Source organism: Ehrlichia ruminantium (assembly GCF_009728835.1).
Classification (GTDB): domain Bacteria; phylum Pseudomonadota; class Alphaproteobacteria; order Rickettsiales; family Anaplasmataceae; genus Ehrlichia; species Ehrlichia ruminantium_B.
Genome location: NZ_CP033455.1, coordinates 1,291,066 through 1,307,036, shown reverse-complemented (window position 1 = coordinate 1,307,036; position 15,971 = coordinate 1,291,066). Strand labels below are relative to the sequence as shown.

Here is a 15,971-nt window from a genome sequence, read left to right as displayed (position 1 = left end):
GTTTGTATTTATATGCTAGCAACTGTTGCTTGATTTGTTGTTATAATGTAAATTTCTCTTTTAAGTGGTATAAGTTGCATTATCTATATGGTAGGCTAATTAGGTATAATAATAATTGAGTGTAGTGAAGATCACCATCAAGAGTATGTTGTTATACAGTCTTTTATAGTTAAAGGTTTACGTGATGTATTGTTGTTATGGTTACATAGTAATTTAACTTGGGTTTCAGCTTGATTGTGAACTGCTTATTGATTTAGGATTGGTTAAGAAATGTTTGCCTACTTTAGATAAGTAGTTTGGAGGAGTGTGTGTATTACTAGAGTTGACATATAATATATTAGTGTAGTTTTGGTCTTCATATAATAAATCAGGGTAATATGTAATTTTATATGAACTGGTTTTACTATTGTGATGTAGTATTGCGGAAGGTATTTCTTGGTTTTTCTAATATGTATAGTCATTTATATGTGATCTGGTTGTTAGAAATATACTTTTTTGTTGAGAGTAAAGGATAGATATCTTTGTAAAGTCTTGTATAGGCAGTAGAAGTTTATGAATAGGTGTGTGTTGTTAAAAATTAATCAATATCTTATCATATTCTTTCTATGTATAGTTCTGCCATATTCTAGTTTCTCTAAATGTGTAGTAGATAGTCAAGTAAGTGGTAGTAATTTTCACAGTGTTGATGAAGTTGATAACTTTGTCTGTGATTTTTGTGAAAATATTTTTAGGCAATTTAAGCTTTTGAATTTTCGGATGCTTCCATTTTATATGCATTCATTTTTTTATCCAAAGGCATTTTTAATGCACCCTACTCACGGTGTTATACCAGTGCCAAAAGGGGATGAATTACTAAATGCGGATTTTGAATCTATGATGAAAAAATATAGAGAGAATCAACAAGATACTCTTTTATTATCGAAGTATGGTGTTACTTATTATGGAATTCATCGACACAACATGGATTCTATGTGTATTTATTATGAACAGATGGGTAATTGTATAAAGCAGTGTTTTCCTATTCCATCGTTAAAATATCCTGTCCTTGAGCAAAAAGATGGAAAACTGATTACTAAATTTCATGTTAAAAAAACGGTTGACGAGAGTATTAGTAATCCTGTTGGACATAAATATGTTGATACGTTAGAGGAAATGGATTTAACAAAATTGCAAAGTACTATTGGTAAATCTGTTCAAATAGTAAAACCCAATGTTAGTGATAATTATGAGTTCACAATTAGTCAGAATAGTAGTACTGGAGCGGTTTCTTCTACTGCGCCCAGTCAAAGTAGTAGTACTGGAGTAGGTTCTTCTACTGCACTTAATCAGAGTAGTAATATACAGTGTTTAAGTGGGTTAGAATTTCCAGGAAAGTTATATTATATAAAGAAATACGATAAGACTATTGGAGGACATAGATATTTCTGGGTAAGATTAAATAAAAAAAAGTTAGTACGTCATATATATGATGAGGAAGCAAAGCGTTATTTCCCATGTGATGATATGTTTAGCTATGATCTTGATAATGTGAATATGGAATCTCTTGTAGCATCTATTGAATCTTATGGTGATTATTACGTAATTCGTAATAGAGACAATAAACGTGGTGGAAGTATAAAGCGAAGTTCATGTTACGATAGTGAATTGTATTTCTATGTGTCTGAGTACTCTAAAGAGATTGAGGATGATAAGGAGTGTATATTTGGAAAAGTAGAATATTTTTCTGATAATGGTAAAAAGATCAAGCATTGCGTATATAAATATACAAGTGATGATTTTCAAACTTTTGGGCTCAGAAAAAATGTCAGTGAATTACAGAATATAGATGGTTTTTTTGTTAAAGAAAAAGAATTGGATGGTTTAGTAGAAGGAAATTTATATTTTCAAGGAATGTGTGTAGATCAGTTCCCTAAGTATGATTATAATGTACAAAGGTATGCAAATGGTGATGTAGAAAAACAATATGTACATGAGATAGGTAAATATGATCAGTGTAATTTTATAAAAATTGAAGCTTGGGGTGGAGGACAAGCTGGTGATATAGAAGATAATAAAGTTTATAACGGTACTTCTGGCCATTATACTCTTGGAGTGTTGAAGGCTAGTGCAGTTACAGGTAATAAAAAATTGTTTATATATGTTGGTGAGGGTGGAAGATTTCCAGGGCAGTATGGGGAAGATACTGTAGTAGGATTATGTGATGAAGGTGATCCTACTAAATGTGATATAGCGCTTGTAGCGCGTGGGTGTACTACTGGTGCATGCGAGAAAAGACATTCTTTTATTGATGATAGTATTGTAGTGCATTATAGATCTGCTACTGGTATGAATTTTCCGAAAGTTGTGGATAATTTTAGGGAACATAATAAGTTTATTCCATGGGGTAGCTCATATGATTTTCGTGATGGTACTATGGGTTTGTCTCGTAAAGATTGTGTTGGGCCTGTTAATTCGTGGGAAAAAAATTACAGTAAGTATCCAGGTACTGGAGGATGTGCACGTATAGGTAAATCTATTCAACAGGGTACAGATGGTATGGTGAGGATAACATGTGAACAGTGGAAACATGATAAAAGTGATACTAATAAATATGCTTATTATAATGGAAAGTTGTGTAGAACTAAGGTTGGTCAGCAAGAATGTGTAAAAGGAGTTTGTGTTTATCCTTCATGTGATAGTCAGTCTACTAAGTTTCATAAACCTATTGTTATGTTTGGTGATAAAGATTTATGTAAAGTTATTACAGTAGAGGATAATAAACAACAGTTGCTAAAAAGTATTGAGTCTGCAAAAAGTAACGTCAATATATCATATATAAATATGCCGTATGGGTTAAATAAGAGTAATCAGTGGTGTTATACTCAATATGATACTAATGGGCCGCAAATGATATATACACAAAATCATGATCATTATTTGATTATTGAAGAAAATAAAGACCAACAGTTACCTGTCTTATCGTGTTATATGTATAAGAATGGTACACAACAGGATGATGGGTTATATAGGTGTTGTTATGGTACGAATGATAAAAATATTTGTTGGAAGATTTCTGGTCATAATGTGATAAAAATGTTTGATTATGGTAGTTTGCCACAAAAGAATAGAAAAGCTTTTAATGAAGGGATTACTGCTTTGTTAGGTAAATCACCAAATACAGGTGATAGAATGTATATTTATGATGATAGTAAAAAGCAACTTTGTAGAGTTGGGACATATACAAATCATCAAGAATGCATAAAAGAAGTTAATATTTATGTTTTACGTAGTGTTTATGATCGTGATAGTCAAGATGAGTGTTGTAAAGATGATGATAAATGTAAAAATAGTAAATATTGTGGACCTTTCCCTATAGTTTCTAAGGATAATGTAAGTAATACTATACAACAGAGTCAGAGTGAAAAGATGTTATCTTGTTATATGGATCAAGAAGATCATTCATTATATAACTGTTGTAGTGATGTAAAGCAGAATGGACCTGATAGTACTTGCTGGAAGGTGTTAGGTAGTGATATGCTAGAAATGTTTGATTATAATAATATTGTTAAGAAAATATTTGGTAATGGATTGAATACTGGAACGCTGCTGGAAGGAAGAAATATGGGTTATGTAGGAAGTCAGGGAGCTTTGATCTTATCATTTTCAAGTAGCTGGGTGTCGTCTAAAAAACAAGAATTAAGGTATGCTTATGATGTAGAAAAAAATACATTTTGTCTTGATATTGCAGATGATATGAAAAATAAGGGGTGTTTAAAATCTGTTTCTATATGTGCTAAATCTGATAGTACTGTTGATAAGTATAATAGCTATCAGTTATCTTGCATTTCCACTAATGAAAATAATAGTGAGCTAAATATGTCTATTAATAATGTAAAAGATTGGACAAGTGATACTTGTGGTTTTGTTAATAATAGTATAGAACAAAAAATAAAAGACTTGGAAAGTCGTACCTTACCAAAAGGTACAGAAAAAAATGCAGGTATTAGAGTTTCATGTAGAGTGAAAGATGGAAAGTGTTGTTATTCGAATCAAGGTGATAATAGTTTTAGGTTTGAATTGACTAGTGATAGTAGTACCAATAGTGAACATGAGATGTGTGTGACTGATGAAAACATTAGCTTGTCGTGTTATGGTACCAAACAACCATTAGAAACCCAACAGTCAAAAAATCGTTATACATATCGTTGTTGTTATATTGATCTTCAAAATACTAGTAACAAACAACATGTCTGTTGGTCAGTAGCTGAAGAGGACTTATGGAGAATATTAGGGTTTTATAATATGTCACCGGAGAACAGGAAGAAGTTGAAAGATGCGGACAAGGAAAATAGGAAGAAAAATTTAGTACTAAAGAAGAGTGTAGCAGATAATGGGAAGCCTCCTAGATAGTATTAGTAATGATGTACAAGTTTAGAAGTTAATAATTTTAGTATTTTGTATAGTGCGTAATATTAGAATAATAATATCCAACTTCTGTGTAGATACAAAAATCAAGGTTATGGTATATCAAAATTATAACTTTCTTATAGATGAGTTAATCTTATTGAACTGTAAATAAATATGATATTAGGGTACATGATTATCCCCTATAATGGTATGACAAATAGAAGTTCTATAATGAGAATTAGAAAAGTTAGTTATGTGAAATAATGTGAGTAAATATTTGAATGTTGTATTATAACAAAGAGTAGTTATAATTTTGACATGGTAATCTTTAATGATATTTTATATAAAGTCTGATATGTGGTTGATAAGTATTTAATGACTACCACAGTAAATTTTTAGATTATCAAACTACTAGTAAAATTAAATAAGTGGATGTGGGAATGCCTATATATTTTTTTAACATCTAATAAGTGTTACTAATTTTCTTAAGCTTTTTATACTTATTAATAAGGCATATCTATCATTTTTGTGGTAATTTATTGCATTTCGTACATGCAAATTATATCAAAGTTAGTTTATAACATATTTATCTCTTACTGACTTTATAGGCAGGTTGTATATTGTAAAAGTGACTTAGTTGTTCTATAGATTTTTTGTAACTATACATTAGATGTTCGAAAAAGTAATAATATTGTTTTAGTATATTTGTTAAATGATAATTGTACGTGTAATAAATTTCGTTTCTTGAATAATTTGCTCAATAAGAATCAATGTCTTGAAGTTTAAGTGATTAATTTATGATTTTTTATGATGACATGTCCAAGTGATTGAGATTTCTATGTATTTTAATTTCATATGCCTGCATTTTTTAGCAAATGCATTCCTGAATCCCATATTACAGTGTTGTATCAGTGTCAATGATGGGATTAATTACTATTACTGGATTATATATAATTTTTTTGTGTAAGGAATATATAAATAGTGCAGATTTTTACTCTGTAATGAAAAAATATATAAAAATCAGTAGGATATTCTCCTTATTGTTGTGTTTTTATTGGCATAACATGTGTTTGATATATGTTTATTATGAACAGATGAATGGTTTTATTGTTTTACTACTACGTATATTGATAATTACGTAAAAAATATTTTATTGTTAAAATAAAAAATAGTTAATTTATTTATAATATTTATTGCAAAATATAGTTAATATATTAAAAATTGTATCTTAAAATGTCTTATTCTCTCTATTGTAGATATATTTTATGCATAGATATAATTTTACTATTGTGAAAAATTTAATATGTTTGTTTATATTGTGTGTAAGTAGTTTTAGTATTTGTGTTTTTGCAGGTAGTTACAGTACAGATAGAGAAACAAGCTTAGGTGGTAGACATTTAAAATTTGCAGATAATGAAGTGACAATAGACGATTTGCCTTATCGGCTTAATATTAAAGTTGGGGAATGTAAAGGAACAGATGATGGGTTACAGAACTTTATTGTCTACATTGATGAAAGTAACTTTTTTCGCCCACAATTATGTATATGTAATGTAAATTCATGTCGTAATCTTCCGATGGAGTCAGATTGGCATTTGAGTTGTAACGATCATGTAATATGTAAGGCAATATCACGTAGAGCTTATCCTGTCCCATTTTGTCAGGGTATTCTTGAGGGAAAAGATATGGTTAGGTTTGTTCCTGTTGAATTCTTTAGTCAGACGTTTTTTAATCCAGGGATTAGGGTAATAGAATCCAGAAATGATAGTATATATAAGGATGAGGTTTTTATGTCTTATAATGATTTTGTGAGAAGAAACGGTCGTACTGAATTTACTGGAGATTTTTATGGTTTAAAGGCTTATATGGTTGATAATAATAAAATATGTATTGAAAATCCTCAAGATCCACGACCACCTAAATGTATTCCTATACCAGTATTAACTGCACTGACATTAAGTAAATATAAGTATAATCAGATGAAAGTTGAATTTATTGGAACAGCTCCATTAGAGGAATATGTTGTTAAGGATAATATTGGTTTTATTATAAAGCCTAAAATTAACCTTGATAATCATAAGTTTTATTTGGAAGAAAATTCAAAGAAAAAAGTATTTCCTGTAAAAGATGAGTCTATAGGTAGCAGAATCAAATATAAACGTGATGATAGGGTGAAAGTAAAGTGTATAGATAGTGTTGGTAGCTTTAATGCTATTTTTGGATATATTCTGAAAACTCGTGAAGATGAATATGATAGATATATATGGCTTAGACCATTGTACAGTAGAATGGTTCGTTATGTAAAAATTAAAAACAAGCAATATATTCAGTGTGCTGATTATGAATATGATTTAAAAGACAAGATGCAGAGTTTCTTAGATGAGATATTTATAAATGAGGATGGGTATTATTTTTTTGCTGGTGAACAAAATGCTGATATTAAATTGAACATGTATACAGAAGATAATCCATGTAATAACTTAAAGAACTCATTTTATTTATATCAAGATCATAAATTAAAGTTAAGGTATAAAAAATCGTGGGAATTTCCTCCTGAAGTTTTAACTCAGTATTATACTGAACATGGTAGATTTGATGCTGATGTCATAAGATTTTTTAATGCGGATAACAAAGAAGAACTTTCTTTAGACGTAAAATTACAAAATGATCTAGAACTGTTAGATTATTATTCCATGGGAATGTGTGTTGATGATTTTAAAACCACAATATATGCTGCGAAGACTAACACATCAAGTAGTAGTTCATTTTTAGGGAATAAACGGAAAATTACTCGTAACAAAGATGTAGATGTGTGGTTATCTCATCCTGAACTTACTGGTGTGTATAATGTACCTAATAAATGTGATTTTATTAAAGTGGAAATTTGGGGTGGGGGACAATCTGGTAAAATTGATGATGAAAATGGTGAGAGTAAAGCAGGGGAACCTGGTGAGTATGTTATGGGAATGTTTAAAATAAAAAAATCTGATCAATATTCTGTCAAAATACATTTTGATGTTAATCAAAATGTTAACATTGATCAGTCTATAGGATCAGATTCTATTATTGAATTTTGTAAACATAAAAAACGTGATGGTAAAGATACAGAAATATGTGAAGTAAAGTTAACAGCAAATGGTGGTGGTAAATTGTCTGATGATAAAGTAAAAAACATTATTAGTAATCATGCTGTTCATGATAGGAACATGCTTTATTATAGAATAGTTGATAATCATAGAAATCGAATTTCATATAATATCCCTGTTTATAAAAGAGTGAGACTTATTCCATATCAAAATTTTGTGCAAGACATTTTGTTTGAGGAACTTAGTGGTAATGAGTGTACATCTGGAAAGTTATTGGAGGAAAATACTAGTAAGTATTTTGGAGCAGGAGGATGTGCAAATTTCAGTACTCATTCTACTGAAGAAGGTGCAGGAGGCATGGTAAAAATTACCTGTGAAGATTGGTATAGTTAAGACATGTAGTAATTTTATATATGCATTAATAAATTTAATTTTAGTATTTGTATAACATAGTTTATGATGAGATATGTAAATATTCTGTGTGTATTATCTTCTATTGTTAATGTAGATTTATATTCATTTTATTCTTTCGTAACAAGCTTTTTTAATGTGTATATTTTGTATATAGTTAATAATGTAGTATTATTATGGATAAAATGAATATTGTTTTTAACTAGTTTTATTGTGTTTAGATACTTGTGATAGCTGATAAATTTTGAGTTGATAAGGCTTAAGTTATGTATATGTTGTGAACCCTATCTATTATTTAGCTATTTTTTATCTTATATGTAATGGTTTGTAGTGTTTAGGGTTTGCAGCAATTAATAAATTTAATAGTAAATAAACTTGTAAGTTCTGTATATGTTGTGAACCCTATCTAATTATTATGGTTATTTTTTATCTTACATGTGATAGTTTGTAGTGTTTAGGGTTTGTAGCAATTAATAAATTTAATAGTAAATAAACTTGTAAGTTCTGTATATGTTGTGCACCCTATCTATTGTTTTAGCTATTTTTTATCTTATATGTAATGATTTGTAGTGTTTAGGGTTTGTGGCAATTGATAAATTTAGTAGTGAATAAAGCTTGTAAGTTCTGTGTATGTTGTGAACCCTATCTATTAGCTATTTTTTATCTTATATGTGATGGTTTATGGCAATTGATAAATTTAATAGTGAATAAACTTGTAAGTTCTGTGTATGTTGTGAACCCTATCTATTATTATGGTTATTTTTTATCTTACATGTAATAGTTTGTAGTGTTTAGGGTTTGTGGCAATTGATAAATTTAATAGTGAATAAAGCTTGTAAGTTCTGTATATGTTGTGAACCCTATCTATTATTTAGCTATTTTTTATCTTGTATGTGATGGTTTGTAGTGTTTAGGGTTTGTGGTAATTAATAAGTTAATGGTTGATAGAATTTAAGTTGTTATTATGTATTGGGGTTTAATTTAATAGCAGTTGAGCTTATCTTGATTGTTTTGTAGACCAACTAGGTATAGCCTATTGTTTTGATATAAAATGATTTGTTGGTAATGTTTCTTTCAATGCTTAATGTATCTTATTGTTCTATTATGTGTATTACAGTAGGTGTTTAGGTTATTAGTTGAGATTATCCAATATGGTCAAGTAATCATACTAAGTAGCAAGTGTATTATATATGTTTTTATTGAAGTTTAATTTAATGATATGTGTAGTTCGGGTAAATGAATTATTGTCTCGGTGAAATACTGCAAGTCTAGTGTATGAAACTTAAAGACATATTATATTAGTGTTCTTCTAAGAAAATTTTATATTGATTGGTACAGTACAAATCAGTTGATTAGTTATACTAGTTAATGTCCTAAACTTAGTATTGCAGAATATTGATATGTCCCATTTTTCTGTTTTTACTAACTTTATTTTTTCCATAGATGTATATGCTCTCATTTACCTGAGTGTTATGTTGATAGTATTTGTGTACATCTTCTCCTAGTATGTTATGCATGGTACATGGAAATAATAGCCTTACTGGTTGTAAAGGTAATCCACAAATTGCTCTTACTAACTGTTCAAATTGGCTTATATTACAAGCATCTAAACTCCAATGTCCAGAATTGTGAGGACGTGGTGCTATTTCATTTACTATAAGTTCTTGAGTATCTGTAATAAAAAACTCTACTGCTAATATCCCAACTAAATTAAGTGATTCTGCAATTTTTTTTGCAAATTCTTGTGCTTTAATACGAATTCCTTGGTCGATCTGTGCTGGTACAGAAGATCTAACAAGAATACCATTATCGTGATGGTTTTCTGCAATAGGGAAAAATTCTGTTTCTCCATGTATATTCTTTGATATTATAATAGAAATTTCTTTATCAATATTGAGAAATTTTTCAAGAACATATGTTATTTCCCAGTCTATATTGGATAATTTATTTAAATCATCTTGTTCTTTTATTAGGTATTGCCCTTTTCCATCATATCCTAATTCTGCTGTTTTTAGTAATGTTGGGTATCCAAGTTCTAGTATGGCATGTATTAAATCGTCATAGCTATTAATTACAATAAAGTCTGTAGTTGTAATACCTAAGTTTTTTATGTGTTGTTTTTCTCGTATTCTGTTCTGTGAAATGTATAAAGCCTGTATACCAGGGTGAACTTGTGTTTTTTGTTGTAGGGTATTTATAATACTACTTGAAATATTTTCGAATTCTAAAGTTGCTACGTTTATACTTGATGCAAATTCGAGTAGTTCTGCTGTGTTAGTGTGGTTATCTAATATAGTTATATGATTTGTGACTTGTGCTGATGGATTATCAGGATTGTCTGTTAATAAATGAGTTCTATACCCCAATTTTGTTGCAGCTGCAGATATCATTTTTCCAAGCTGTCCACCACCTAAGATTCCAATAGTTGAACCAGGGGGTATATATGAATTGTATGGCATAGATAGTAATTTTTTGTAATAACTAAGGTAATGATAATCTCGCGATAAAAAGTAAGTCAATTAAATAATGAAAGAGCAATTTAATATTTATTGAGAATATTAGTTATTATTGATGCCATAACTGTGTTTGGTTTGTGTAACTATAGATATTTGTAATTTTTGGATATATAGCTCTAAAATATTTTAGACTTAAAGTATAATAAGTTGCTTTATGAGTATTACTGATAATTTCTCAAGCTTTGTATGCTTGTTAATAGGGCAGACATGCTATTTTAATAGCGATTGCTACTTTTAGTATATACAAGATTATACCAAAGTTAGATTTATAACGTATTTATTTCTTAATAACTTTTGTCTAATGCTATGATCATAGTATTTGTTATTAAATTTAGTAAGAAAACTTTAATATAAAATATGGATTAATGGAAAACATATTTAGTATTTATTAGAGATGCTAATCATTATTGATGCCATAACTGTGTTTAGTTTGTGTAACTATAGGTATTTGTAATTTTTGGATGTATAGCTCTAAAGTATTTTAGACTTAAAGTATAATAAGTTGCTTTATGAGTATTACTGATAATTTCTCAAGCTTTGTATGCTTGTTAATAGGGCAGACATGCTATTTTAATAGCGATTGCTACTTTTAGTATATACAAGATTATACCAAAGTTAGATTTATAACATATTTATTTCTTAATGACTTTTGTCTAATGCTACGATCATAGTATTTGTTATTAAATTTAGTAAGAAAACTTTAACATGAAATATGGATTAATGAAGGATAATATATTTATTTAGTTGGAATACTCATCATTACTGTTTTTTCAACTGTATTTGATTTGTGTCACTATAAATATTTATACTTTCTCAGTCTGTGTCTCTAATATGTTATAATGGATAGACTGTAAAATATAATCAACTATCTACTGTGATAGCAATAATGTTGTTAAGATTTGTAACATGTCTTTGATATGAAAAATAAATTAATGAAGTTATAAGTATAGAGCAAGTCGTATATATAGTTGTAGAAGTGAGTGCTGAGTATATTGTGTAGTAGGCAATATACAATACAAGTACTTTAAATTATCAATGTTATAAAGTTTTGCTATATTGGGTATTTTATCAATTAATAGCTGAAGTATTTATTATTAAGAGAATGCCAAATATCAGTGGTAGATTTATATTTTGGTTCCATTATGATATAAGTATCATTCTTGAATATCTACATATAAGTTCTAAGAAGTAAATTAAAAAATATGTATATGATTCTCGGATGATTAAGAATTGTGGTAGTTTAGTAGAAAGTGATAAATTTAAACATTTTATAAATGTTATAGTTGGTTATTGTTAATACCATCTGTTTTCATTAGTGTTGTGCATGTTATTTTCTAATTATTACATGCTATAGTCTAAAATTATATTAATGTATACAATGCTATTGATGTGGCTGTCTGGATATATAGTATTGTGATATCACTAGTAATTCTAACTAGAGGATTAATTAATTGTTAAATAATACTAAAACATAATTAATAATGAATTAAGGATAATTACAGATTTATTGGCATTCTACTGTATTATGTTTTCTAATTACTTAATTTTATTTAAAGTTCCAATATTTAGTAAATGGTATGGTAATGTTTTAAGCTTAATAATAACCTTACTTGAGTAAGAAAATTAATTTACAATATGGCATCCATATTTTATAAGTATACTAAAGGGTGATATATCTAATATGGCCTTTTTGAAAATAAGTTAATTACTGAAAGGGTGATTTTATTGTTAATTGTTGGCTTATGGAATTCGAGTATTATTGTATATTGATGTATAAGTAAAATTAGTGTATCATCTTCATGTGACTAAGGGTTATTTATGACGCTGCAATATTATAGTATGACAAAACTTATTGAAGTTAAGGTTGTCCCAAGTTATTTGGAAGAGCAGTCAGCTCCTCATGAGAATTGTTATATATGGTTGTATAATATTAGGGTGAAAAATAAAAGTGCTTCTACTGTCCAACTATTGAGACGGAGCTGGAAGATTATTGATTCTACTGGTATTATTAATGAAGTAACAGGACTTGGTGTAATAGGTAAACAACCGGTTTTAAAACCTGGTGAATTTTTTGAGTATACTAGTGGAGCATACTTAAGTACTCCATCTGGTATGATGCATGGAGAGTATCAGTTTATGGACGAGGATGCTGCGCAGATTTTTTATGTGAATATACCTATGTTCTCTCTTGATAGTCCATATGTTAATACAAAACCACATTGAGCCTTAATGAAATAGGGCTTTCTATACTTACTTTTTATTTAACGGATAATTTAGTTAAAGAAGTGCTCGGGCTATTTACTAATTTATCTACCGGGTTAGATCAATGTTTAAGTGAAAATATTGTAAGTATTATTTATAGATATTACTATTATGAATTATATTATTGTCTATAAAGCATAATAATACTCATTAATTAGACATGAATTATTATTTTACGAGTTAATTTATATTGATGCTTGATTGTAAAATTATATTATTAAATGAATTAATTATGCGTTTTGTAAAAGCTGGCTTTATCAATAGTGGTATATGTTATTAAAAAGTGATATACATTATAATATTTAATGAGAAGTTTATAATACTATTAGGAGTATTAATCAAATCAATTATATTTTTTTGTACTAGTAGTGTATTTTCTAAATAAGTGTATATAATGTTTAAGGACAAATCTTGTAAGTGTTTCAATTGTGAAATTGTAGAATTGTTAGGAATATTAAACTTGTGAGTTTTCGTAATAAATTTAAGTTATAAAAGCTTAGTAAGTATGCTGTTAATTCTTTATAGGAAGTTATTAAGAACACTTTAATTTAAGAATTTGGTGATATATACTTAATGGTACTATTGGTATTCATGTATTAGTTATTTTAGATGAAAAGTTAAGTTATTGGAGTTTATAGCGTGGGATTTTTAAATTCTCTGAATTCACAGCAAAAATTAAATGTTGGTAAAAATTGTTATGAGTATTTTAGTATTAGAGTTGCATCTGAAGAGTTAGGTATTAATATTAGAAAATTACCATATTCACTTAAAGTACTGTTTGAAAATTTATTACGTAATGAAAATGGATTTAGTGTTAAAATTGAAGACATAAAAAAATTAGCTAAATGTGCTGATGAACATATAAATTATGAAATCAATTTTACACCTGCTCGAGTATTAATGCAGGATTTTACAGGTGTCCCTGCAGTGGTTGATTTAGCTGCAATGCGTGATTACGTAAAGGAAAATGGTGGTAATCCGGCTATAATTAATCCTAAAGTACCAGTTGATTTAATTATAGATCATTCAATTCAGGTTGATTCATATGGAACAGATAGTTCTTTTGATAAAAATGTTTCCATAGAAATGCAGAGAAATTTGGAAAGGTATAAATTTTTAAAATGGGGACAATATGCATTTAAGAATTTTCGTGTTGTACCTCCTGGAGCTGGTATTTGTCATCAGGTAAATTTAGAATATCTTGCTAAAGTTATATGGAATGATGGTAATTTAGTTTATCCTGATACTTTAGTTGGTACTGACAGTCATACTACTATGATTAATGGATTGTCCGTGTTAGGATGGGGTGTAGGAGGAATAGAGGCTGAAGCAGTCATGTTAGGTCAACCGATTACTATGTTGATTCCTGAAGTTATAGGGTTTAAGCTGGTAGGTAAGTTGTTGGAAGGTGTTACTGCAACTGATATGGTATTGACAATTACTAATATCTTGAGAAGTAAAGGTGTTGTAGGAAAATTTGTTGAGTTTTTTGGTGAAGGTTTAGATAATTTATCTATTGCTGATAGAGCAACTGTAGCGAATATGTCTCCTGAATATGGAGCTACATGTGGGTTTTTTCCAATAGATCATAAAACCTTAGAATACTTAGATATAACAGGACGTGACTTATCTCTTATAGATTTAGTAGAATCTTATGCTAAAGAACAATATTTATGGCATACTAAAGAGGAGCTAAGATATGATGATGAGATAGAATTTGATTTAAGTGAGGTACAACCTGTATTAGCTGGTCCGAAAAGACCTCAAGATAAGATTTTTCTTTCTCAAGTGAAAACAACATTAACAAGTTTAGGCGTAAAATCAACTAAAACTAATGAATCAGCAAAACATTTAAAGAATGGTGATGTAGTTATTGCTGCAATAACTAGTTGTACTAATACATCAAATCCAAATGTAATGATTGCGGCAGGACTTGTTGCACGTAAAGCTAATATGTTGAATTTAAAATCTAAACCATGGGTAAAGACTTCATTAGCTCCTGGTTCGCAAGTTGTAACAGAATATCTGGTCAAATCAGGATTACAAAAGCATTTGGATGCTCTTGGATTTTATTTAGTTGGATATGGATGTACTACTTGTATTGGAAACTCTGGTGCATTGGCTGCTCATATTGAAGAAGATATTAAATCTAATGATTTATTAGTTGCAGCAGTTTTATCTGGTAATCGTAATTTTGAGGGAAGAATACATCCATGTGTGCGAGCTAACTTTTTAGCATCTCCTCCACTTGTTGTAGCTTATGCTTTAGCTGGTACTGTTGATATAGATCTTACTTCTGATCCTATAGCTGTTGATGATAATGGTAACAATATTTATTTATCAGACATTTGGCCATCTAATGATGAAATTAATCAAGTGATACAGAGTACTATTGATAAGCAAGTGTTTACTAAGCGATATAAAAATATATTTAATGGAGGAAAATATTGGGAAGATTTGAAATATGTTGAGAGCGATATATATGAGTGGGATGTAGATAGTACGTACATACAAAATCCAACGTATTTTAAAAATTTGTCTTCTAGGTTAGATAATGGTGATGAGGTTAATATCAATAATGCAAATATTTTGGCATTGTTAGGTGATAGTGTTACTACTGATCATATTTCTCCTGCAGGTAATATTGCTTTACATAGTCCAGCTGGTAAGTTTTTATTGCAAAATAATGTTATGGTAGAAGATTTCAATTCTTACGGATCAAGGAGAGGAAATCATCATGTCATGACACGAGGTACTTTTGCTAATATTCGTGTGCGTAATGAGATGGTGCATAGTGAAGGTGGTTTAACTAGATATGTTCCTACTGGTGAAGAGATGTCAATTTTTGATGCATCACAACTTTATCAGCAAAATAATGTACCTTTGGTTGTTGTTGCGGGTAAGGAATATGGTAGTGGATCGAGTAGAGATTGGGCTGCTAAAGGTACTTTTTTTCTGAATGTTAAAGCTATTATAGCAGAAAGTTTTGAACGTATACATAGGTCGAATCTTGTTGGTATGGGAGTGTTACCATTAACATTTAAGGATGGGTGTACTAGGAAGACATTAAATTTAGTAGGTGATGAAGTCATCACGATTACTGGTAAAGTGGGTATAAATCAAGAGTTAAAATGTGTTATTTTTAGAAAAAATAGCACTAGTCAGAGTATTGATGTAGTTTGTAATCTTAATACTGCTATTGAAGTTGAATATTTTAAAAGTGGTGGTGTATTGCAGTATGTACTTATGAAAATGATAGCAAATTAAATAAATATTTGACGTTATAAGTACAAGAAAATTCTATCACTTA

5 protein-coding genes are annotated in these 15,971 nt (G+C 29.1%); 4 read left to right on the top strand and 1 reads right to left on the bottom strand.

Annotated features, from left to right (window positions below; translation table 11 throughout):
- The first annotated feature begins 552 nt into the window (after window positions 1-552).
- Window positions 553-4,389: a hypothetical protein gene (locus tag EDL80_RS04465; protein ID WP_158406975.1), complete on the top strand. Its 3,837-nt coding sequence runs from the start codon at window positions 553-555 to the stop codon at window positions 4,387-4,389.
- A gap of 1,262 nt (window positions 4,390-5,651) precedes the next feature.
- A complete protein-coding gene (locus EDL80_RS04460) occupies window positions 5,652-7,865 on the top strand; it encodes a hypothetical protein (RefSeq protein WP_158406974.1) in 2,214 nt (737 codons plus the stop codon).
- A 1,397-nt stretch (window positions 7,866-9,262) separates the two neighbouring features.
- Here the strand turns inward: EDL80_RS04460 and EDL80_RS04455 are convergent.
- Window positions 9,263-10,342: a 5-(carboxyamino)imidazole ribonucleotide synthase gene (locus EDL80_RS04455; RefSeq protein ID WP_158406973.1), complete on the bottom strand. Its 1,080-nt coding sequence runs from the start codon at window positions 10,340-10,342 to the stop codon at window positions 9,263-9,265.
- Between the two features lie 1,875 nt (window positions 10,343-12,217).
- Here EDL80_RS04455 and apaG point away from each other — a divergent pair.
- Window positions 12,218-12,622, top strand: coding sequence for a Co2+/Mg2+ efflux protein ApaG (apaG, locus tag EDL80_RS04450; protein ID WP_158406972.1), 405 nt, complete (start codon window positions 12,218-12,220; stop codon window positions 12,620-12,622).
- Between the two features lie 678 nt (window positions 12,623-13,300).
- Window positions 13,301-15,928, top strand: coding sequence for an aconitate hydratase AcnA (acnA, locus tag EDL80_RS04445; protein ID WP_158406971.1), 2,628 nt, complete (start codon window positions 13,301-13,303; stop codon window positions 15,926-15,928).
- Window positions 15,929-15,971 lie beyond the last annotated feature (43 nt).